At 73.0% G+C, this 20,849-nt stretch carries 19 protein-coding genes; 11 read left to right on the top strand and 8 right to left on the bottom strand.

What is annotated here, in order from left to right; translation table 11 throughout:
* Positions 1 to 44: 44 nt before the first annotated feature.
* Together ACFVJX_RS22955 and ACFVJX_RS22950 are read right to left on the bottom strand one after the other, a co-directional pair.
* Entirely contained in the window at positions 45 to 1,061 is a 1,017-nt protein-coding gene (locus tag ACFVJX_RS22955) for a CU044_5270 family protein (RefSeq protein ID WP_384129112.1), read from the bottom strand.
* On the bottom strand, positions 1,054 to 1,677 hold the full coding sequence (locus ACFVJX_RS22950) for an RNA polymerase sigma factor (RefSeq protein WP_384129115.1): 624 nt from the start codon (positions 1,675 to 1,677) through the stop codon (positions 1,054 to 1,056). The genes ACFVJX_RS22955 and ACFVJX_RS22950 overlap by 8 nt, the downstream gene beginning before the upstream one ends.
* Before the next feature lie 160 nt (positions 1,678 to 1,837).
* Between ACFVJX_RS22950 and ACFVJX_RS22945 the strand changes: the two genes are divergently transcribed.
* The 5 genes from ACFVJX_RS22945 to ACFVJX_RS22925 all read left to right on the top strand — a co-directional run bounded on the left by ACFVJX_RS22945 (position 1,838) and on the right by ACFVJX_RS22925 (position 7,129).
* Entirely contained in the window at positions 1,838 to 2,683 is an 846-nt protein-coding gene (locus ACFVJX_RS22945; RefSeq protein WP_384129118.1) for an alpha/beta fold hydrolase, read from the top strand.
* A 549-nt stretch (positions 2,684 to 3,232) separates the two neighbouring features.
* Positions 3,233 to 4,261 (top strand): L-threonine 3-dehydrogenase, encoded by a 1,029-nt coding sequence (gene tdh / locus ACFVJX_RS22940; protein ID WP_384129121.1) that lies wholly within the window; start codon positions 3,233 to 3,235, stop codon positions 4,259 to 4,261.
* Positions 4,262 to 4,288: 27 nt separating this feature from the next.
* The gene (locus ACFVJX_RS22935) at positions 4,289 to 5,482 is read left to right on the top strand and encodes a glycine C-acetyltransferase (RefSeq protein WP_384129123.1); all 1,194 of its coding nucleotides are present in this window, start codon (positions 4,289 to 4,291) and stop codon (positions 5,480 to 5,482) included.
* Between the two features lie 54 nt (positions 5,483 to 5,536).
* Positions 5,537 to 6,463, top strand: coding sequence for a LysR family transcriptional regulator (locus ACFVJX_RS22930; protein ID WP_384129126.1), 927 nt, complete (start codon positions 5,537 to 5,539; stop codon positions 6,461 to 6,463).
* Between the two features lie 102 nt (positions 6,464 to 6,565).
* Positions 6,566 to 7,129 (top strand): cysteine hydrolase family protein, encoded by a 564-nt coding sequence (locus ACFVJX_RS22925; RefSeq protein ID WP_384129129.1) that lies wholly within the window; start codon positions 6,566 to 6,568, stop codon positions 7,127 to 7,129.
* 22 nt (positions 7,130 to 7,151) lie between these two features.
* Here ACFVJX_RS22925 and ACFVJX_RS22920 read toward each other — a convergent pair whose 3' ends face one another.
* Both ACFVJX_RS22920 and ACFVJX_RS22915 read right to left on the bottom strand, forming a co-directional pair.
* On the bottom strand, positions 7,152 to 9,752 hold the full coding sequence (locus ACFVJX_RS22920) for an FtsX-like permease family protein (RefSeq protein ID WP_384129132.1): 2,601 nt from the start codon (positions 9,750 to 9,752) through the stop codon (positions 7,152 to 7,154).
* Complete coding sequence (locus tag ACFVJX_RS22915; protein WP_384129326.1) at positions 9,749 to 10,441, bottom strand: ABC transporter ATP-binding protein; 693 nt, start codon at positions 10,439 to 10,441, stop codon at positions 9,749 to 9,751. The genes ACFVJX_RS22920 and ACFVJX_RS22915 overlap by 4 nt, the downstream gene beginning before the upstream one ends.
* Before the next feature lie 185 nt (positions 10,442 to 10,626).
* On the opposite strand from ACFVJX_RS22915, the gene ACFVJX_RS22910 reads away from it, so the two are divergent.
* Both ACFVJX_RS22910 and ACFVJX_RS22905 read left to right on the top strand, forming a co-directional pair.
* Positions 10,627 to 11,856, top strand: coding sequence for a sensor domain-containing protein (locus tag ACFVJX_RS22910; protein ID WP_384129134.1), 1,230 nt, complete (start codon positions 10,627 to 10,629; stop codon positions 11,854 to 11,856).
* The gene (locus tag ACFVJX_RS22905) at positions 11,844 to 12,503 is read left to right on the top strand and encodes a LuxR C-terminal-related transcriptional regulator (protein ID WP_384129135.1); all 660 of its coding nucleotides are present in this window, start codon (positions 11,844 to 11,846) and stop codon (positions 12,501 to 12,503) included. The genes ACFVJX_RS22910 and ACFVJX_RS22905 overlap by 13 nt, the downstream gene beginning before the upstream one ends.
* Positions 12,504 to 12,513: 10 nt before the next feature.
* Here ACFVJX_RS22905 and ACFVJX_RS22900 read toward each other — a convergent pair whose 3' ends face one another.
* Positions 12,514 to 12,900: a VOC family protein gene (locus ACFVJX_RS22900; RefSeq protein WP_384129138.1), complete on the bottom strand. Its 387-nt coding sequence runs from the start codon at positions 12,898 to 12,900 to the stop codon at positions 12,514 to 12,516.
* 64 nt (positions 12,901 to 12,964) lie between these two features.
* Between ACFVJX_RS22900 and ACFVJX_RS22895 the strand changes: the two genes are divergently transcribed.
* Together ACFVJX_RS22895 and ACFVJX_RS22890 are read left to right on the top strand one after the other, a co-directional pair.
* Positions 12,965 to 13,606, top strand: coding sequence for a nucleoside/nucleotide kinase family protein (locus tag ACFVJX_RS22895; RefSeq protein WP_384129140.1), 642 nt, complete (start codon positions 12,965 to 12,967; stop codon positions 13,604 to 13,606).
* 67 nt (positions 13,607 to 13,673) lie between these two features.
* Positions 13,674 to 14,804, top strand: a complete 1,131-nt coding sequence (locus ACFVJX_RS22890) for a M24 family metallopeptidase (protein WP_384129143.1) — start codon at positions 13,674 to 13,676, stop codon at positions 14,802 to 14,804.
* Between the two features lie 4 nt (positions 14,805 to 14,808).
* Here the strand turns inward: ACFVJX_RS22890 and treZ are convergent, their stop codons facing one another.
* Positions 14,809 to 16,569 (bottom strand): malto-oligosyltrehalose trehalohydrolase, encoded by a 1,761-nt coding sequence (treZ, locus tag ACFVJX_RS22885; RefSeq protein ID WP_384129145.1) that lies wholly within the window; start codon positions 16,567 to 16,569, stop codon positions 14,809 to 14,811.
* 164 nt (positions 16,570 to 16,733) lie between these two features.
* On the opposite strand from treZ, the gene ACFVJX_RS22880 reads away from it, so the two are divergent.
* Positions 16,734 to 18,098, top strand: coding sequence for a GH1 family beta-glucosidase (locus ACFVJX_RS22880; protein WP_384129148.1), 1,365 nt, complete (start codon positions 16,734 to 16,736; stop codon positions 18,096 to 18,098).
* Here the strand turns inward: ACFVJX_RS22880 and ACFVJX_RS22875 are convergent.
* Positions 18,095 to 19,000 (bottom strand): aminoglycoside phosphotransferase family protein, encoded by a 906-nt coding sequence (locus tag ACFVJX_RS22875; protein WP_384129150.1) that lies wholly within the window; start codon positions 18,998 to 19,000, stop codon positions 18,095 to 18,097. The two genes, ACFVJX_RS22880 and ACFVJX_RS22875, sit on opposite strands and share 4 nt — an antisense overlap.
* Before the next feature lie 63 nt (positions 19,001 to 19,063).
* Positions 19,064 to 20,017 carry a GNAT family N-acetyltransferase gene (locus ACFVJX_RS22870; protein WP_384129153.1) on the bottom strand — a complete coding sequence of 318 codons (954 nt, stop codon included), beginning with the start codon at positions 20,015 to 20,017 and terminating at the stop codon, positions 19,064 to 19,066.
* 197 nt (positions 20,018 to 20,214) lie between these two features.
* Between ACFVJX_RS22870 and ACFVJX_RS22865 the strand changes: the two genes are divergently transcribed.
* Positions 20,215 to 20,781, top strand: a complete 567-nt coding sequence (locus tag ACFVJX_RS22865; RefSeq protein ID WP_384129156.1) for a DUF1707 and FHA domain-containing protein — start codon at positions 20,215 to 20,217, stop codon at positions 20,779 to 20,781.
* Positions 20,782 to 20,849 lie beyond the last annotated feature (68 nt).

Here is a 20,849-nt window from a genome sequence, read left to right as displayed (position 1 = left end):
CCACGGCATGGGCCGGGGCGGCGCCCCCTCATGGAACACGCGCCCTAGGGGCGCTGCTTGGCCTTGTCGACGACGGCCCAGCTGTCGAGGTAGGAGAGCTGGGTGTACGCCTTCCTCTTCTTGCCGTCGCCCGAGGTGCGCTCGTCACGGAAGCCGAGGAACCGGTAGGTGTCCGGGTCGAAGATGAAGTAGCCGCCGAAGCCGGCGAACCCCTTCGGCAGTGTCGGGTCGTCGTAGGTGATGGCCACGCCGGTACGGCCCTTGGCGTCCTTCTGGTTCGGCACCACCTTCACCCCGGGCACCATGCCGAGCGCCTCGTACGCCGCGGGGCGCAGCCCCTCCGGCATCACCGGGACCAGCTTGAGCAGCCCGGTGAGACTGAAGTGGATGTTCGACCACTCCTGATCGGCGATGTCGTCGAGCGAGTCGTTCCTGTCATCGGGCCCGGTCTTGGACAGGAGGGAGAGGATCAGCTTCTCGGGGTCGGTCGGGAGCTTCCTCAGCCTGCTCCAGTCCTGCGGCGGCCAGACGCTCTCGTTCTTCCCGACGGGCGGTGCCCACCAGCCGTGGCCGATCTCCATGACCCAGGACGGCTGCGAGTCGTCCACCGAGCGCCAGTTCTCGTCGACGTAGCTCTTCGTGGCTCCGGTCGCCCGGTTGGTCTCCTTGATGATCTCCTTGGTGTAGATGAACTGGTCGTCCCGCGGGCTGACCGCCCGTTCGTGCTTCCGCTCGTAGGCGGCCGCGCCGTTGAGCACGGTCCGCACGCTCACGTTCCGCATGGCGGGGGAACTGGTTCTCGGCGGTGTCGCCGACAGCCCCTTTCCGCCGTCGTCCTCGTGCACGGCGACCAGGACGCCGGCGGCGACCGCTGCCGCGACCGCGCCGGTCAGGGCGATCCGCAGGACGGGGCGGCGGCCGAGCGGGGCCGGAGCGGGCCGCTCCGGCGCGGTCATCACGGCGAACAGCCGGGCCCGGGCCCGTTGCCTGGTCCTGTCGTCGAGCGGGGGAGCCCCCGCGTCGTAGTCCTTCAGTTCTTGCAGTTCGTCGATGTCACGCATGGGCGTCTGCCTCTCGGAAAGCTGTCGGATCGGATCCGCCCAGTGCTTCGCGCAGTTTGCTGCGAGCCCGGTGCAGCCGTGATCTGACGGTGCCGACAGGCACCCCGAGGGCCATCGCCGCCTCCTCGTAGTCGAGGTCGGCCCAGGCCACCAGGAGCACGACATCGCGATGCCGGGCGGACAGCCCGGCCAGTGCGGTCGCCAGGTCCCGGCGCACCCCTGTAGCGCCGGCTCTGGCGACCGCACGGTCCGCGACCGGTTCCTCGTGCTCCACCGGTCCGGGAACCCGGGCGAGCGCCTTGAAACGGCGTGCCTCGGCTCTTCGGTGACGGCTCACGAGGTTGGTCGCGATGCCGAACAGCCACGGTCGGGCGTCGGCACGCGTGAGGTCGTACGTATGGCGTCGCTGGAAGGCGGTCGTGAACGTCTCCGCCATCAGATCCTCCGCCGCCTCGGGACCGAGCCGCCGCGACGCGTAACGGTGCACGGCGTCGGCGTACCGGTCGAAGAGCGCGGCGAACAGCTCGGGCTCATCCCGCGACCGTGCGATCACGCGGGCGTCACTGTCTTCGCGCTCCCCTTCACGGGGGCGGACGCCCTCGGGTCCGACGGCCATCGGGGCTCCTTTCGTTCCTCTGAACGACTCGCATGCGTGGGCTTGTTCGGATGGTTCATCTGTCCTTCGCCGTTCGGCCGGATCGAGTTCCATCATGGGTACGGTGGCCGGGCAGGCGAGTGTCCTGCTGAGCGCAGCCGTCCAGTGAGAGGTGTGCCAGATGGCAGAGTCGGAGCTTTCCGCGGGTGTCGTGGAGTACGAGGACACCGGCGGCGACGGGCCGGTCCTGGTCCTGCTGCACGGCGTGGCCATGGACGGCTCCCTGTGGCGCCATGTGGTCGAGGACCTGCGCGCCGACCACCGGTGCGTCGTGCCGACACTGCCGCTGGGTGCCCACCGCCGGCCGATGCGGCCCGACGCGGATCTGTCGGTCCTCGGCGTCGCACGGCTGGTCGACGAGTTCCTGGAAGCACTCGACCTGACCGACGTGGTCCTGGTGATGAACGACTGGGGCGGGGCGCAGGCCCTGGTCGCGGACGGCCGGGACCAGCGGATCGGGAAGCTCGTCATCACCTCCTGCGAGGCCTTCGACAACTTCCCGCCCGGCCTGCCCGGCAACAACCTCCGCGCATCCGCCAGGATGCCCGGCGGGCTGAAGGCGGCCTTCGCCCTGCTCAGGCTGAGGCCGATGCGGCGGCTGCCGATGACCTGGGGCCGGATGACCAGGAGGCCGGTGCCGGACGAGGTGATGGACGGCTGGTTCCGGCCGCTGCGGACGTCGAAGGAGATCCGCCGGGACCTGAGGAAGTACGTACTCGGAGTGCCACCGAAGGCCGAACTGCTGCGGTGGGCCGAGGCCTTGCGCACCTTCGACCGCCCGGCCCTTGTCGCCTGGGCGGCCGAGGACAAGGTCATGCCGCCCGAACACGGCCGCCGGCTGGCCGGGCTGCTGCCCCGGGGCGAACTGGTGGAGATCGAGGACAGCTACACCCTGATCCCGGAGGACCAGCCGGCGAAGCTGGCCGGCCACATCAGGGAGTTCCTGTCGAAGCAGTCGGGCCACTGAGGCAGGGCCAGGTCCCCGGGGCCTGCCTCAGTGGCTCGGGGACGGTCCTCGGCCTTCCTCGGCAGGGCTCCCACCGGGCGAGGCCGTCCTGCCTCCAGGCCCCGTCCGGGGGCCCGCCCTGCCGGGCCACCACCCGGGCCAGGGCGGTCACGGCGCCCCGGAGAGCCGATCCGTGCTCAGCCGACATCTTCCTCTCCCCTGCCTCGACTCCTTCTCCCACTGCCTCGGCTCTGTGGGTGATCCGCCCACCGGATGGAGCAAACGGCGCGGGCGGGCGGCCCCGGGCCCCGGGGCCCGGACGGGGTGCCCGCGCCCGCCCGCGCGCCGGGGCGTGAAGCGGAGCTGCGGCCGAGCTTAAGAAATCCTCGATGGACCCGGGGCGCGCGGTACGGCAGATTTCTCCGTGACGGCGGAGGATGGTGCGCGGCAGCCGGAGCCGGCGCGCCGCCACACACCGCCCCTCTCATTCTTCCCCGGGCCGCAGGCTTCCTTCGGCATGCCCCCGGCCCGGGGAGATCAACGCCGTACCAGGTACAGGGAGCCGCAGCCGTGAAGGCACTCGTGAAGCAGAAGGCCGAGCCGGGACTCTGGCTGATGGACGTACCCGAGCCGCAGACCGGTCCCTCCGACGTCCTCATCAAGGTGCTCCGCACCGGCATCTGCGGTACCGACCTGCACATCCGCAACTACGACGGATGGGCGCAGCAGGCCATCACCACGCCGCTCGTCCTCGGCCACGAGTTCGTCGGCGAGGTCGCCGCGATCGGCTCCGACGTCGTGGACATCGCCGTCGGCGACCTCGTCAGTGGCGAGGGCCACCTGGTCTGCGGCAAGTGCCGCAACTGTCTGGCCGGCCGCCGCCACCTCTGCCGCTCCACGCTGGGGCTCGGCGTCGGCCGCGACGGGGCTTTCGCCGAGTACGTCGCCCTGCCCGCCTCCAACGTGTGGGTGCACCGGGTCCCCGTGGACCTGGACATCGCCGCGATCTTCGACCCGTTCGGCAACGCCGTGCACACCGCGCTGTCGTTCCCGCTGGTCGGCGAGGACGTACTGATCACCGGCGCCGGCCCGATCGGCATCATGGCCGCCGCCGTCGCCAAGCACGCCGGAGCCCGTCATGTCGTCATCACCGACGTCAGCGAGGCCCGCCTGGAGCTGGCCCGCAAGGTCGGTGTCAGCCTCGCCATCAACGTCGGCGAGCACACCATCGCCGACGGCCAGCAGGAGCTCGGACTGCGCGAGGGCTTCGACATCGGCCTGGAGATGTCCGGCCGCCCCGAGGCCATGCGCGACATGATCGCGAACATGACGCACGGCGGCCGCATCGCGATGCTGGGACTGCCGTCCGAGGACTTCGCCGTCGACTGGTCCCGGATCGTCACCTCCATGATCACGGTCAAGGGCATCTACGGCCGCGAGATGTACGAGACCTGGTACGCCATGTCCGTCCTGCTGGAGGGCGGCCTCGACCTGGCCCCCGTGATCACCGGCCGGTACGGCTACCGCGACTTCGAGGAGGCCTTCGACGACGCGGCGAGCGGCCTCGGCGGCAAGGTCATCCTCGACTGGACCGTCTGACCCTCAAACCTCTTAAGGAATCCCCGCATGTTCGACTCCGTACGCGACGACCTGCGCACCACCCTCCAGGAGATCGAGGCCGCCGGGCTGCACAAGCCCGAGCGCGTGATCGGCACCCCGCAGTCCGCGACCGTCGCCGTCACCGCGGGGGGCCGCCCCGGTGAGGTGCTCAACTTCTGCGCCAACAACTACCTGGGCCTCGCCGACCACCCCGATGTCATCGCCGCCGCGCACGAGGCGCTGGACCGCTGGGGCTACGGCATGGCCTCGGTCCGCTTCATCTGCGGCACCCAGGAGGTCCACAAGGAGCTGGAGCAGCGGCTCTCCTCCTTCCTGGGCCAGGAGGACACGATCCTCTACTCCTCCTGCTTCGACGCCAACGGCGGTGTCTTCGAGACCGTCCTCGGCCCGGAGGACGCGGTCATCTCCGACGCCCTCAACCACGCCTCGATCATCGACGGCATCCGGCTGTGCAAGGCCAAGCGCTTCCGCTACGCCAACCGGGACATGGCCGACCTGGAGCAGCAGCTCAAGGAGGCCTCCGGGGCCCGGCGCCGCCTCGTCGTCACCGACGGCGTCTTCTCCATGGACGGGTACGTCGCACCGCTGCGCGAGATCTGCGACCTCGCCGAGCGCTACGACGCCATGGTCATGGTGGACGACTCGCACGCCGTCGGCTTCGTCGGACCCGGCGGGCGGGGCACCCCCGAGCTGCACGACGTGATGGACCGCGTCGACATCATCACGGGCACGCTCGGCAAGGCGCTCGGCGGCGCCTCCGGCGGTTATGTGGCCGCCCGCGCCGAGATCGTCGCGCTGCTCCGCCAGCGCTCGCGCCCCTACCTCTTCTCCAACTCGCTCGCCCCGGTCATCGCGGCGGCCTCGCTGAAGGTCATCGACCTGCTGGAGTCCGCAGGTGAGCTGCGCGAGCGGCTCAACGCCAACACCGCGCTCTTCCGTACCCGGATGACCGAGGAAGGCTTCGACGTCCTGCCCGGCGACCACGCCATCGCCCCCGTGATGATCGGGGACGCGGCGAAGGCAGGCCGGATGGCGGAGCTGCTCCTGGAGCGCGGTGTGTACGTGATCGGGTTCTCCTACCCGGTCGTCCCGCAGGGCGCGGCCCGTATCCGCGTCCAGCTGTCCGCCGCGCACTCCACGGCGGACGTCAACCGCGCGATCGACGCCTTCGTCGACGCGCGGGCGGCCCTGGGCGAGTAACCGCCGCCGCGGAGGGCGTCCCGGCCGCCCTCCGCGACCTGGGACAATAGGCACATGATCGATGCACGGCGGCTGCGGATCCTGCGGGCGGTTGCGGACCACCGCACGGTGACCGCCGCGGCCGCCGCGCTGTACCTGACCCCGTCCGCCGTCTCCCAGCAGCTGGCCGCCCTGGAGCAGGAGACCGGGCACCGGCTGGTCGAGCGGAACGCCCGGGGGGCCAGGCTCACAGCCGCCGGGGAGATCCTGCTGACCCACACCAACGCGGTGCTGGCCCAGCTGGAACGGGCCGAGGCCGAGCTCGCCGCCTACGGCGCGGGCGACGCCGGGACGGTCACGGTCGCCGCGTTCGCCACCGGCATCGGCCTGGTCCTCGCCCCCGCGATCACCGCCCTCGCCACGTCCGCCCCCGGCATCCGTGTCCGGGTCCATGACGCGGAGGGCGACGCCAGCGTCCCCATGGTGCTGGACCGCCAGGTCGATGTGGCGGTCGCCGTCGAGTACCGGGGCGCGCCGGGGGCGGACGACCGCCGGCTGACCCGGGTGCCGCTGTACTCGGAGCCCTTCGACGCGGTGCTCCCGGTCGGGCACCGGCTGGCCGACCAGGAGCAGGTGGCGGTCGCCGATCTGGCGAAGGACACCTGGATCGGCCCCTACCCGGGCAACCCCTGCCATGACGTGGTGGTCCTGGCCTGCGAGTACGCGGGCTTCGAGCCCAGCCTCGAACACTCGTCGGACGACTTCCACGCGGTGGTGGCGCTGGCCGGGGCGGATGCCGGAGTGGCCCTCGTCCCGAGGTCCGCGCTGCGGGGAATGGCCCTGACTGACGTGGTGGTCCGCCCGGTGCACGGCAGCGCCCCGACGCGCCGGGTGTTCGCGGCGGTACGCCGTGGCGCGGAGGCCCACCCGCTGATCGCCCCGGTGCTGGACGCGCTTGCGGGGGCGGCGCGGGGCGTCGGCCTCGGGGGCGGGGCGGTCTGAGGCACCGGGCCCGGGGACCACGGATCTCCGGGAACTCCCTCGCGGGCGCCTGCCGGTCGGCCAGACTCGCTCCTGTTTCCCCGGCGACGAAAGGACACAGGCATGGCGGACACCGCGCTCCTCGTGATGGACGTCCAGCGGGACATCGTGGACATCGTCGGCGGTGACCCCGGATATCTGCCCCGTCTCGGCAGGGCGATCGAGGGGGCCCGTGCGGCGGGCGTCCACGTGATCTACGTGACCATCGCGCTGCCGCCGGGCGATCCGGAAGTGGGCCCGCACAACAGGGTGATCGCGAACGCCGTGCGGGACGGCCTCTTCACCGAGGGCGCGGCAGGCACCGGGATCCATCCCGACATCGCGCCCCGGCCCGGCGACGCGGTCGTCACCAAGAGGCGCGGGAGCGCCTTCTCGGGCAGCGACTTCGACCTGGTGCTCAGGGCCCGTGGCATCGACCGCCTCGTCGTCACCGGCATCGCCACGAGCGGTGTGGTGCTGGCCACCCTGAGCAGCGCCTTCGACCTGGACCTCGGCCTCACCGTCCTGGTGGACGCCTGCCTCGACGACGACCCCGAGCTGCACCGGGTCCTCACCGAGAGGCTCTTCCCGCGATGGGGGGACGTCATCACCGTCGAGGAATGGCTCAGGACCCTCGCACCGCGGTAGGGGCACGGCCCGGTACGGGGGCTCAGCCCGTCCCGGAGCCAGGGGTGCCCCCGCCGCCGCGTGCCCACGGGATGAGCGTGCCCGCGGCGGCTGCCACCGTCACGGTCAGCGCCAGCACCGCGTACCGGACCGGCGGAAGGTACGGCAGGGAGTCCGCCGCGGTCAGCGCGAACGCCAGCAGGGGGACCGCGGCGACCACCGTGCCGATAGTCAGGCCCGCCACCGTCACCAGACCCGTCTCCACGATCCGCATCCGCATCAGCTGCCACCGTCCCGCACCGACCATCCGCAGCAGGCGGAACTCCGGGCGGCGGCCGACCGTGATCAGGGCCAGCGTGCTGACCACGGCCAGCAGCGCGAAGCCGCCGATCACGCCGACGCCGATGACGATCAGCGCGTCGTCCTGGTCCGAGGACGAGGGGCTGATCCGTACGTCGTCCGCCGTCGCCGGCCGGACATCGAGCCCCTCGTACGGTGCCAGTGCCCGCCGCACGGCCGACGCGGCGCCCCCGTCCGCCGAGCGCACCAGGATCCGCTGGTCGCGCGGGGCCGAGACATGCCCGGCCAGCGCCTCGCGGGGGAGCATGAACTCGCCGAGTCCCAGGGACCGTTCGTAGAGCGCCACCACCCGCAGCCGTACCCGCGTACCGTCCCCGAGACGCAGGCCCACCGTGTCACCGACACCGACGCCCAGGTCGTCGGCCCGGTCCTTGCCGACCGCTACCGTGCCCCGGCCGGTGAGACCCGCCGGATCGCCCTCGGTCACCCGGGGGTCGAGGGTGCCGGCGAGCTGGTCCGCCGTGACACCCAGCACCGGGAAGCGGTCCAGTGCCGGATCGCCCGCCTCGCGGTGGGCGAGCACGACGGCCGACCGCAACACACCCGTCGCGGCCGACACTCCGGAGGCGCCGCGTACCGCATCGGCCGCGTCCTCCGGGATACCGGCGGCGGGACCTGTCACCACCAGATCCGCCCGCAGGGCGTCCCCGGCCTGGCGGCCGGCGGCCCGTTCCAGCGTCGTGGCCCCGGCCAGTTGTACGCAGACGAACGCGACGACCAGCACGATCGGGGTGAGCGCCGCACCCAGCCGGCGGTTGTGCGCGGCGGCGGACCTGGCCGCCAGGAATCCGGATACCCCGCCCGCCCACCGGACCGGCGCGCCCAGCACCCGCATCGAGATCCGCGCGATCCACGGACCGAGCAGCGCCACCGCGATGATCAGCGAGGTCGCCGCACCGGATGCGGCGAGCGCGGCCGCCTGGCCGCCCTGTGCGGTCGCCGCACCGGCCGAACCGAGCCCCCCGGCCACCAGAAGCGCCCCGGCGACCGTCCGCAGCCGCCCCGGCTCGTCCGGCTCGGGGGCCCGAGCCGCGCTCAGGGCCGCGGCGGGCCGCAGCCGGGTGATGGAGCGGGCCGCGAGCAGCGCCACCGGCCGGGCCGCGAGCGCGATGACCAGCGCGCCCGTCGCACCCGCCGCGAGCGGCAGCCACAGCGGGACCGGCAGCGGCAGCGGATTCGTGGTCAGCAGTGACCGCATCAGCAGCCCGAGCGGTACGGCCCCGACCGCGCCCAGCAGCGCGGCGGCCCCCGTCACCCTGCCCGCCTCACGGCCCACCGCCGACCGCAGCTGCCGTGGCGTCGCCCCGACCGCCCGCAGCAGTGCCAGTTCGCCGGACCGCTGATGGACGGCCTGCGAGAGCGTGGTGGCGATCACGAGCAACGCGACCAGGACCACCGTTCCGGCGATCGACGCCAGCATCGCCAGCAGGTCCGCGCGTCCGCCGAGCGCGTCGAGCTGTTCGGCCTCGCCCCGCTCCGCGCCCGTCAGCACCCGCACCCCGCGCTCGCCGCCCCCGTGGCCGGCCACCGCGGCACCCAGTGAGGTGCGCAGCGCGTCGCCGGAGACCCCCTCCTCGGCCACGATGCCGATCGCGTCCACCGTGCCGGGATGGCCGGCCAGTGCGGTGAGCCGTGCCGCGGTGAAGAACACAGCGGGCGCACCGGCCCGGTGACCGGTGGCGGCCACCCCGCTGACGGTGTACTGCCGGGCCGCGCCGCCCACTTGAAGCGTGATACGGCTGCCCGGCTCACCGCCCGCCAGCGCCGCGTCCACGACCACCTCGGACGCCGACCCCGGGGCGCGCCCCTCGGACAGTTCGTACGCGGTGAGCGCGGCCGACGGCCAGGAGCGGCCGACCGCCGAGATCCCCTGGCCCACCGTCACCGGAACCGAGTCGTCCGCGACGGCCCGCGCCACACCGTCCGCCGCAGCCGCCCGCGCCACCACGGAACGGTCCAGCCGCACCCGTTCCGGCAGATGGGCGGTGACGGTCCGCGGCTCGCTGCCCCAGGGCTTCGCCGTGTACGAGACCCGCTGATCGGCCACCACCACCGCGGCCGCCCCCGCGTACCGCTCCACCGGTGGCTGTGCCAGCAGCAGCGAACCGAGCACGAGGGCGAACGCCCCGATCAGTGCCGCCGCGGCCGCCGTCGCCGCGAACACCGCGGTCCAGGCCCGGCGATGGGCCGTCAGCGAGCGGCGGGCCAGGAACGCCGAGGCCCGCCGGCTCCCGGCCCGTACCGTCTCCCGCGCCGGCTTCATCCGTGTTCCGGTGACCGTCATCGCAGCCGGCCGCCGTCCATCGTCATGACCGTGTCCGCCCAGCTCGCCGCCACCGGATCATGGGTGACCATCACGACGGTGCGGCCGTCCAGCCGTACCGCGTCGCGCAGCAGCCCGAGCACCAGCGCCGCCGACTCCGGGTCCAGCGAGGCCGTCGGCTCGTCCGCGAAGAGGACATCGGGATCGGTCACCAAGGCCCTGGCCACCGCGACCCGTTGCTGCTCACCGCCCGAGAGGGTGGCCGGTCCGCCGCCGCCCCGGCCGGACAGTCCGACCCGGTCCAGCAGCCGCCGCCCGCGCTCCAGCACCCCGGCCGCCCCGGGATCGGCACCGGCCAGCACCAGCGGCAGCACCACGTTCTCCTCGATGCTGAGCGAGGGCACCAGGTTCAGGGCGTGGGACTGGAAGACGAAGCCGATCCTGTCCCGGCGCAGCCGGGTCAGCGCGGCCTCGGAGAGCGTGCCGAGATCGGTGCCGGCGATCCGTACCGTTCCTGACGAGGGGCGGTCCAGACCGGCCGCGCACTGCAGGAGAGTGCTCTTGCCCGACCCGGAGGGGCCGACCACGGCCGTGAAGCTCCCCGCCGGGACCACGCAGCTCACCGCGTCCAGGACGACCGCCTCCCGGCTGCTGCCGCGCCGCCCGTGGCGCCGGCTCACCGACTCCAGCTCCAGCGCCGCCGTGCGCACTGCCGTCACCGTGTCCACCCTGGTCCCCTCACTTCGTGTACTCCCTGACCTGCGTAAACGCTATGAGCGGGAGGGTGCCGGGGCCAGGGTGCGGACTCCCGGCCCTGGGGTGTAGCCCGCTCCACCACGGGCCGGGGGGAGCGCACCACTCCGCCACGCCGCGGGCCCCCGTAACGTGGTGCGGCATGAGCAGTACTCCCACTCCGCTGACGGTCGCGGTCAGGCGTTCGTGGCATGCCTCCCAGTACCTCCTCATCGGCATCCCGATCGCGCTGCTGGCCTATGCCGGCGCGTTCCTGGTGGTGGCGGCCCTGCTCTTCGGCGTCGTGATCATCGGCCTGCCCGCCCTGCCCGAGGCGGCGAAGGTGCTGCGCCGGTTCGCGGAGTTCGAGCGGCGCAGGGCGGCGGCCTGCCTCGGCGTCCCGTTCCGGCCGATGACCTACCTCCCGCTGGACCGGGGCGAACTGTCCGAGCGCGTCAGGCGGGTGCTCACCGACCCGACGGTCCGGCGCGAGGCCGTGTGGCTGCCGGCCCAGGCGCTCATCGGCAACGGCATCGGCTATCTGACGATGGTGCTGTGGCCGATCGGGATGCTGGTGGACGGGATCGCGCTGTCCGTCGTACACCTACTGGACCGGCGGACCGCGGACGAGTACGGCACCCCGCCGCCCGTGCGCCGTGGCTGGGTGCTGCGCTGGCACCCGGTGCTCGCCGAGCTGTCGGCGAGCTGGACCAGGTCCCTGCTCACCTCCTCGCCCTCCGCCGAACTGGCCGAACGCATCGAACAGCTGACGGAGAGCCGGGCCGGTGCCGTCGAGGCGCACGGCGCCGAACTCCGGCGCATCGAACGGGATCTGCATGACGGCGCCCAGGCCAGGATCGTCGCGCTCTCGATGCGGGTCGGCCTGGCCAAACAGCTCCTGGACCGCGACCCGGCCGCCGCGCGCCAACGCCTGGACGAGGCCCAGGACGGTGCCGACGCGGCCCTCGCCGAGCTTCGGCACGTCGTGCGCGGCATCCATCCACCGGTGCTGACGGACCGCGGACTGGCCGGTGCGGTAACGGCGTTGGCGGCCGGGGCCGGCATTCCCGTGGCGGTGGAGCTCGGCGGGGTCGAGGACGGACGGCGGCTGCCCGCGGCGATCGAGGCCGCCGCCTACTTCGTGGTCGCCGAGGCGCTCACCAACATCGGCAAGCACAGCGGCGCGACGGCCGCGAGCGTACGGATCGACCGGGCCCCCGGCGTACTGCTCGTGTCCATCGGCGACGATGGCCGCGGCGGCGCGGACGAGGCCGCCGGAAGCGGGCTGGTCGGGATCAGACGTCGGATCGCCGCCCTGGACGGCACCACCCGCATCAGCAGCCCCACCGGGGGGCCGACGGACATCGAAGTGGAGCTGCCGTGCGGATCGTGATCGCCGAGGACAACGCCCTGCTGCGGGAGGGACTGATCCTGCTGCTCACCAGCTCGGGCCACGAGGTGGTGGCCGACGTCGCGGCCGGCCCCGAGGTGTTGCCCGCCCTGCTGGAGCACCGCCCGGACGCCGCCGTGCTCGACGTACGGCTGCCGCCCACGTTCCGTGACGAGGGGCTGCGGGCCGCCGTCGCCGCCCGCGCGGAACTCCCCGAGCTGCCGATCCTGGTCCTCTCCCAGTACGTCGAGGAGATGTACGCCGCCGAGCTCCTCGCCCAGGGTGCGCAGGGCATCGGCTACCTGCTCAAGGACCGGGTCGGCCGGGTCGACCAGTTCCTGGAGGCCCTCGACCGGGTGGCCGGCGGCGGCACCGCGCTCGACCCGGAGGTGGTGAGCCAACTGCTGACCCGCAAGTCATCGGCGCGGCCGCTGCTGAGCCTCACACCCCGGGAGCGGGAGGTCCTGGAGCTGATGGCCCAGGGCAAGGCGAACGGCACCATCGCCACCGAACTCGTCGTCACGGAACGGGCGGTGAGCAAGCACATCGGCTCGATCTTCGCCAAGCTCGGCCTCGAACCGGACGACGGTACGGTCCACCGCCGGGTCCGCGCGGTGCTCGCGTACCTGGAGGGCAACGGGGCGCGCTGACTGCCACAGGTCAGGCGGGCTGGAGCAGGTCCCAGCGGTTGCCGTACAGGTCCTCGAAGACGGCGACCGAGCCGTAGACCTCGTGCCTGGGCTCCTCCAGGAACCGCACGCCCGCCGCCAGCATGCGCGCGTGGTCGCCCGCGAAGTCCTCCGTGTGCAGGAAGAAGCCGACCCGCCCGCCGGTCTGCGCCCCGACACTGGCCCCCTGCCTCTCGTCCTTGGCACGGGCCAGCAGCAGTCCCGAGCCCTGGCCGCCACGCGGACGCACCACCACCCAGCGGGAGCCGTCACCCCGGTCGGTGTCCTCCACCAGCTCGAAGCCGAGGGCGTCGGTGTAGAAGCCGATGGCCTCGTCGTAGTCGCGGACGACCAGAGTGACCAGAGCGATGTGGGACATGGGATTCCTCACGAGACGGAAACGGAAGGGAGGCCGCCGGGCCCGTAGCGGGACAATATCCGCCATGGACACCACCCACCTCACCGGGCTGACGGCCCGTGCCCACCGGCTCGCCCTGGCCGGACACCGCCGCATCCTCGGAATCGCCGGCCCGCCAGGCGCCGGGAAGTCCACCCTGGCGGAGCGGCTCGTCGACACGCTGGGACCGCTCGCCGTCCTCGTACCGATGGACGGCTTCCACCTCGCCCAGTCCGAACTGGAACGGCTCGGCAGGGCGGAGCGCAAGGGCGCGCCCGACACCTTCGACGCCGCCGGGTACGCCGCCCTGCTCCGGCGGCTGCGCACACCGGAACCCGGAACCGTCGTGTACGCCCCAGCCTTCGACCGGTCCCTGGAGGAGCCGGTCGCGGGCGCCGTCCCCGTACCGCCGGACGTACCGCTCGTCGTCACCGAGGGCAACTACCTGCTGCACGGGGAGGGGCCCTGGGCGCCGGTGCGCGGGCTGCTCGACGAGGCGTGGTTCCTGGAGCTCGACGACGAGGTCCGCGTCCGCAGGCTCGTCGACCGGCATGTGCGCTTCGGCAGGCCGAGGCAGCACGCGGAGCGCTGGGTGGCCCGTTCCGACGAGGCCAACGCGCGGCTCGTCGCCGCCGGCCGCGACCGCGCCGACCTGGTCGTACGGCTGGGTTACGGCACACCGTCCTGACGGCTCGCCTCCGCGTCCCGGGGCGGGCAGGATGCAGGGAGCCGTCACGCCCGCCAGGAGGTCCCGCATGTCCAGTCCGAACCAGCCCGTGCCGTTCACCGCAGACGACTACCGGGCCCGGATGACACGGGCCGCCGAGAGCGCCGCCGCCGCGGGACTGGCCGGGGTGCTGGTCGCTCCGGGCCCCGACATGGTCCACCTGACCGGGTACCAGCCCCCCGCGGCCACCGAACGCCTCACCCTCCTCGTCCTGGCGGCCGGCCAGGACCCGGTCCTGGTCGTGCCGGCCCTGGAGGCCCCGGACGCCGAGAAGGCCGTCGGCGCTCCCGCCCTGACCCTGCGGGACTGGACGGACGGCAAGAACCCGTATGCCGTCACCGCTCCACTGCTCGACGCGAAGGGCAGGTTCGCGATCAGCGACAACGCCTGGGCACTGCATCTGCTCAGCCTCCAGCAGCACCTGCCCGGCACCTCCTACGCCTCCCTCACCGACGCGCTGCCGATGCTGCGGGCCGTGAAGGACGCCCATGAGCTGGACCGGCTCGCCGCGGCCGGGGCCGCCGCCGACGCCGCGTACGAGGAGATCCTGAAGGTCCGGTTCTCCGGCCGCAGGGAGACCGATGTCGCGGCCGACCTGGCCGGGCTGCTCACCGGGTTCGGGCACTCCCAGGTCGACTTCACCGTGGTCGGCTCCGGACCCAACGGCGCCAACCCGCACCACGAGGCGGGCGACCGCACCATCGAGCGCGGCGACATGGTCGTCCTGGACTTCGGCGGACTCAAGCACGGCTACGGCTCCGACACCTCCCGCACGGTCCATGTCGGCGAACCCACCGCCGAGGAACAGCGGGTCCACGACATCGTGCGCGAGGCCCAGGAGGCGGGCTGCGGGGCGGTGCGGCCGGGTGTCGCCTGCCAGGAGGTCGACCGGGCCGCCCGCGCCGTCATCACCGGGTTCGGCTACGGGGAGCGCTTCATCCACCGCACCGGCCACGGAATCGGTGTCACCACCCATGAGCCCCCGTACATGATCGAGGGCGAGGAGCAGCCGCTCGTCCCCGGCATGTGCTTCTCCGTGGAGCCCGGCATCTATCTGCCGGGCCGGTTCGGCGTCCGGATCGAGGACATCGTGACGGTCACCGAGGACGGCGGGCGGCGTCTCAACACCACCGCCCGCGAGCTGGCGATCGTCGAGTAGCGCCTCAGCCGTCGGCCAGCACCACGCACGACTCGGCCGGCAGGTGCAGCGTGCCGTCCGCGCCGGGCGCCTCGACCGGCTGCCAGGCGGCCAGCACCCTGCCCCCGCCACCGCGGTGCCGGCCGCCGCCCAGCGGGATCGTGGCGGGCTTCTCGTCGAGGTTGACCGCGATCCGCAGATCGCCACGGCGGAAGGCGAGCCAGCGGGCCTCCTCGTCGTACGCGGGTTTCACCGTCGCCAGATCCGGGTCGCAGAGATCGGGCATGGCGCGGCGCAGCGCGATGAGTTCGCGGTACCAGGCGTGCAGCCGGCTGTGCGGCTCCCGCCGCGGTTCGCTCCAGTCCAGGCAGGAACGGTCCCGGGTGGCCGGGTCCTGCGGGTCCGGGATGTCCTCCTCCGCCCAGCCGTGCGCCCCGAACTCCCGTCGCCTGCCGGTGCGCACCGCCTCGGCGAGCTCCGGGTCGGTGTGGTCGGTGAAGAACTGCCAGGGCGTACGTGCGCCCCACTCCTCGCCCATGAACAGCATCGGTGTGAACGGCCCGGTCAGCACGAGCGCCGCCGCGCAGGCCAGCAGCCCGGGGGAGAGGGAGGTGGCGAGCCGGTCGCCGAGCGCCCGGTTGCCGATCTGGTCGTGGGTCTGGGCGTAGCCGACGAAGCGGTGGGCGGCGGAGCGTGTGACGTCGACGGGGCGGCCGTGCGTGCGGCCGCGGAAGGCGGAGTATGTGCCGTTGTGGAAGAAGGCGCTCGTCACGGTCTTGGCGAGCGCGGCCAGCGGGGCGACGGCGAAGTCCGCGTAGTAGCCCTGGGCCTCGCCGGTCAGGGCGGTGTGCAGACAGTGGTGGAAGTCGTCGTTCCACTGCGCGTGCAGACCGGTGCCGCCCGACTCGCGGGGCGTCGTCGTACGCGGATCGCACAGGTCGGACTCCGCGATCAGCGGGAGCGGGCGGCCCAGTTCGGCGGAGAGCGCGTCGGTCGCCGCGGACAGTTCCTCCAGATAGGTCAGCGCACGGGTGTCGGCCAGGGCGTGGACCGCGTCGAGGCGCAGACCGTCCAGGCGGTAGTCGCGCAGCCAGGCGAGCGCGCTGCCCAGCAGGAAGGCCCGCACCTCGTCCGAGCCGGGGGCGTCCAGATTGACCGCGGCGCCCCACGGAGTGTGGTGCGTCTCGGTGAAGTACGGGCCGAAGGCGGGGAGGTGGTTGCCGGAGGGGCCCAGGTGGTTGTGGACGACGTCCAGGACGACGGCGAGACCGAGCCCGTGCGCCGTGTCGACAAAGCGCTTCAGTCCTTCGGGACCGCCGTACGGTTCGTGGACGGCCCACAGCGACACCCCCTCGTACCCCCAGCCGTTGACGCCGGGGAAGGGGCAGACCGGCATCAGCGAGACATGGGTGATGCCCAGCTCGGCGAGGTGCCCGAGCCGCGCGGCCGCCGCGTCGAAGGTGCCCTCGGTGGTGTACGTACCGACGTGCAGCTCGTACAGGACGGCTCCCGGCAGCCCGCGTCCCTCCCAGTCGCTGCGCCATGTGTACGCCGAGTGGTCGACGACGGCGCTCTCGCCGTCCGGCCCGTCCGGCTGGCGGCGCGAGCGGGGGTCGGGGCGCACCTGGCCGCCGTCGAGCACGAAGCCGTAGCGGTCGCCGTCCGCCGCCGGGGCCTCGGCCGTCCACCAGCCCGTCCGCAGGGGATCGCGCTCCATGGACCGCAGTTCACCCGCCAGCCGCAGACCGGCCGATTCCGCGTCCGGTGCCCATACGTCGAACTGCATGCAGCGCTCCTCGTCTCGTCGTCCCGGCCCATGGTCGGCAGAAGTCGCGATCACCGGCCCACGACACTGGATCGAGCCCGTTACTGACCATTAAGGTCTGGTCCTGATCACTGCCCTGTCAGGTTCTGCCATACGCACTCCCCTTTACGGCTGTGGAGGCCGAGATGACCGTGCCGCCGTTCCCTCCCGGTTTCCTCTGGGGAGCCTCCGCCTCCGCCTTCCAGACCGAGGGCGCCGCCGACACCGAGGGCAAGGGGCCATCCGGCTGGGACGCGTTCGCCGCGCAGCCCGGACGGATCAAGGACGGCACCGACACCGGTCGCGGCACCGGCTTCCACCAGCACTACCGCGAGGACGTCGCCCTGCTGGCGGGCCTCGGCGCCGACGCCTTCCGGTTCTCGGTGAGCTGGCCGCGCGTCGTCCCCGGCGGCAGCGGACCCGTCAACCCGCGGGGCCTCGACTTCTACGACCGCCTCGTCGACGAACTCTGCGCCCGCGGCATCACCCCGGCCCCGACCCTCTACCACTGGGACACCCCGCTCCCGCTGGACGAGGCGGGCGGCTGGCTCGACCGGGACACGGCCTACCGCTTCGCCGAGTACGCGGGCATCGTCGCCGAGCGCCTCGCCGACCGCGTGCCCATGTGGATCACCATGAACGAGCCCGCCGAAGTGACCATGCTCGGCTACGCACTCGGCGAGCACGCCCCCGGCCGCACCCTCCTCTTCGACGCGCTGCCCGCCGCCCACCACCAACTCCTCGCCCACGGCCTGGCCGTACGCGCCCTGCGCGCCGCCGGGGCGGGCAACATCGGCATCGCCGTCTCGCACTCCCCGGTCTGGACCGCGGGGGAGTCCGACGAGGACCGCTTCGCCGCCGGGCTGTACGACACGCTCACCAACCGGCTCTTCGCCGACCCGCTGCTCACCGGCCGCTACCCCGACGAGAACTTCGCCGCACTGATGCCGGGGCCGGTCGATGACGACCTGCGGACCATCTCCGCCCCGCTCGACTGGTACGGGGTGAACTACTACAACCCCACGCTCGTCGGCGCTCCCAGGGCCGACGCACTCGACACCTTCGCCGGCTTCGGGATGCCGGCCGGACTGCCCTTCGGGATACGCGAGATCGAGGGCTACGAGAAGACCGACTTCGGCTGGCCGGTCGTCCCGGACGGACTGCGCGAGACGCTCGTCGGGCTGCGGGACCTCTACGGGGACCGGCTCCCGCCGCTGTACATCACCGAGAACGGCTGCGCCGTCGACGAACCCACAGCCGACACCCGCCGGATCGACTTCCTCGACGGCCACCTCGGGGCGCTGCGGGAGGCCATCGACGCGGGCGTCGACGTACGCGGCTACTTCACCTGGTCGCTCACCGACAACATCGAGTGGACCGAGGGCGCCAGCAAGCGCTTCGGGCTGGTCCACATCGACTACGAGACCCTGCGCCGCACCCCGAAGGCCTCGTACGCGTGGTACCGCGACATGATCAGGGAACAGAAGCGGGGGAGCGTGGACAGTCCTTAGACGCGGGCCGAGGCGAGGACCCGTGCCAGCACGCGGCGCCCCGCCCGGCCCCAGGTCGGCTGGCCGCCGGGCAGACCGCGGTCGAAGGCCCGGCCGACGGAGATCATCATGAGTGCCGTCTGCAGGGCCCAGCCCCGGGCGCGGCGCACCGTGGCACCGTCGGTCACACCGCACGCGTCGAAGAAGGCGGCGTCCGCGCCCTGCGGCAGCAGTTTCCAGGCGGCGGACAGATCGATGGCCGGGTCCCCGGAGCAGAGGTCACCGAAGTCGACGATGCCGGAGATCGCGCCGTCCGTCACGACGGCGTTGGCGGGGTGCAGGTCGCTGTGCAGCCAGAGCGCCGGGCCGGTCCACAGCGGCGCGGCGACCGCCTCGTCCCACACCCGCCGGATGTCCGGCACATCGTCCGTGTCGAGCGCGCCGGCCACGTCGGCGAGCTGGTTCACGAAGCCGTCCGTGAGGCCGGCCAGGGGGACGCCGCGACCCGGGTCCCTGGGCGCGTCCGCGGGCGCCGGGCCGTGCAGGGCGCGCAGGAACCCGGCGAGGTTCGTCACCGCCCGGCCGACGTCCGTGATCTCGGCGTCGTCCGCCGGCCGGCCGGGTACCCAGCTCACGATGGTCCACGGCCGGGGGAAGAGGTCACCGGGCTCGCAGAGGAACCGGGGCGTCGGCACCGGCAGCGGCAGACGCTCGGCGAGCCCGGGGAGCCAGCGGAACTCCTTGCGCAGCAGGCCGGGCGCGCGTTCGGTCATCGGCAGCCGCACGGCCAGCTCGTCCCCGAGCCGCCAGAGCTGGTTGTCCCAGCCGGATGCGACCGGGCGGACCTCCAGACCGGCCAGGTGCGGATGCCGGTCACGGACCAGAGCACGCACGAAACGCTCGTCGACGGCGGCTCGTTCCATGCGCTCCTCCAAGCGATCGGGCCCGGCGATCACGCCCAGGGTAGGACAGCCCGCGCCGGCTCCTCAGTCCCACACCATGTCGAAGGAGCGCTCGAAGTTGACGTACCCCAGACGCTCGAAGGACTTCGCCATCGGCACGTTGCCGACATCGGTCGCGGCCCGGATCCGCTCCACCCCGTCCTGCCGGGCCAGCACCCGGGTGCCCTCCGCCAGGATTTCGTCGATGTAGCCGTGACCGCGCTGCCCGGGCAGCACACCGATGTACGCGATGATCGGGTTGTAGCTGTTGCGGGCCGGGATGACGAAGCCGACCGGTGCGCCGCCGGGGAGTTCGGCGATGCGCCACCACTCCCGCGGGGTGCGGTAGTTGGCCAGCTCCTCGTCGTAGTGCTTCGCCGCGGCCCGGGACGCCGAAAGGCCGGAGGCCAGGTCCTGTTGGCCGTGGGCGTCGAGGGTGCCCTCCATCACCGGGGTCATCAGCGCGAGGAGGTCCTCGCGGCCGGTCACCGGGCGGAAGCGCAGCCGGCCGCTGTCGGCGGGCACCGGGGTACCCGCGCGCCACTCCAGGCGCAGCCGCTCGACCAGCAACCGGGCGCCGGTGCGCTCCATGACCCGGATCCTGGCCTCGACGGCATCGCGGACCGCCGGGTCCTCGCGCCAGTCGGGCGGTACGTAACGCCCGTACTCGGGCCGGGGGCCACCGGCCGGCACGACCGCCGCGCTCGCCGCCTCCAGCAGCCGCAGCCCCACCTCACCGCGCTCGGGTTCGGGCAGCGTGTCGTCGAGGTCGAAGAAGTCGAGGAGGAGCGGCGCCCTGCCGTCCACGCTCCACCACGCGATCCGCGCCACCACCCGCTCGCCCCGCAGGGCCACCCACATCCATTCGGGGCGCCGGCGGCCGGAGGCGAGGTCGTCCGCCAGTTCGGGGTCGAGGACGTAGGACAGTTGCCGGAAGAGTCCCAGCTCCTGCGGGCCGGTGAGCGGACGGACGGTCGGTTCGAGTGGCGCAACGGGCACAAAGTCTCCTGAGGGGTACGCGCCCGCACCCGGCGGTCGCCGGGGCGGCACGGCGGCAGACAGTAGCAACGTCGCTCTCCGGGCGCCCCCGGATTATCCGGTGAGGGGGGCCGGGACGGGTGGCCCGCGCAGGTCAGGAACGTGGAAAGAGCGGCCGTTCTGGACACCTTGGGCCGATCGGCCCGACAATTGGCTCCGTGACGTCCTCCTTCGAGTCCCACACGTATCCCGCGCGGCTGTCCGACGCCCAGCGCGACCGTGTTCTCGGTGTGCTCAGAGAAGGGGCGGCGCAGGGAAAGCTCTCGCACGACACCTTCATGCGGCGCATGGAGCTGGCCCTGACCGCGAACCGCTCCGAGCAACTGGAGGCGCTCACCGCCGACCTGGACAGCGGAGGCCGCTGGTCGCGGCGGCTGATCCGGGCCGTGGGCGGGGTCTCCCGCTTCCCGGAACGGGTGCGCAGGGCCTGGCGGGCCGAACGGCTGCCCAAGCTGCTGCTGCCCGCGCCCGGCCCGCACCCCCTGCGCATCGGCCGGGACCCGGGCAACGGGCTGCGCCTCAGCCACGAGACCGTCTCCCGCATGCACGCCGAACTCACCGTGCACGACGGCCGGTGGCTGCTGCGCGACCTCGGCTCGACCAACGGCACCTGCGTCAACGGGCAGCGTGTCGTCGGAACGGTCTCGGTGCGTGAGGGCGACCAGGTGAGCTTCGGCCGGATGGCCTTCCGGCTCTCCGTACCCACGCCCGGGCCACCGGCATAGCGACGCCGCTCCGGCCCGGCCCCGCTGTGGGGCGCGGCGTCACCCGGACGGCCGCGCGCCGACTGCGG

Source organism: Streptomyces sp. NPDC127177 (assembly GCF_042672475.1).
Lineage (GTDB): Bacteria > Actinomycetota > Actinomycetes > Streptomycetales > Streptomycetaceae > Streptomyces.
The sequence above is the reverse complement of the archived record's forward strand: the minus strand, read 5'-3'. Positions and strand labels throughout refer to the sequence as shown.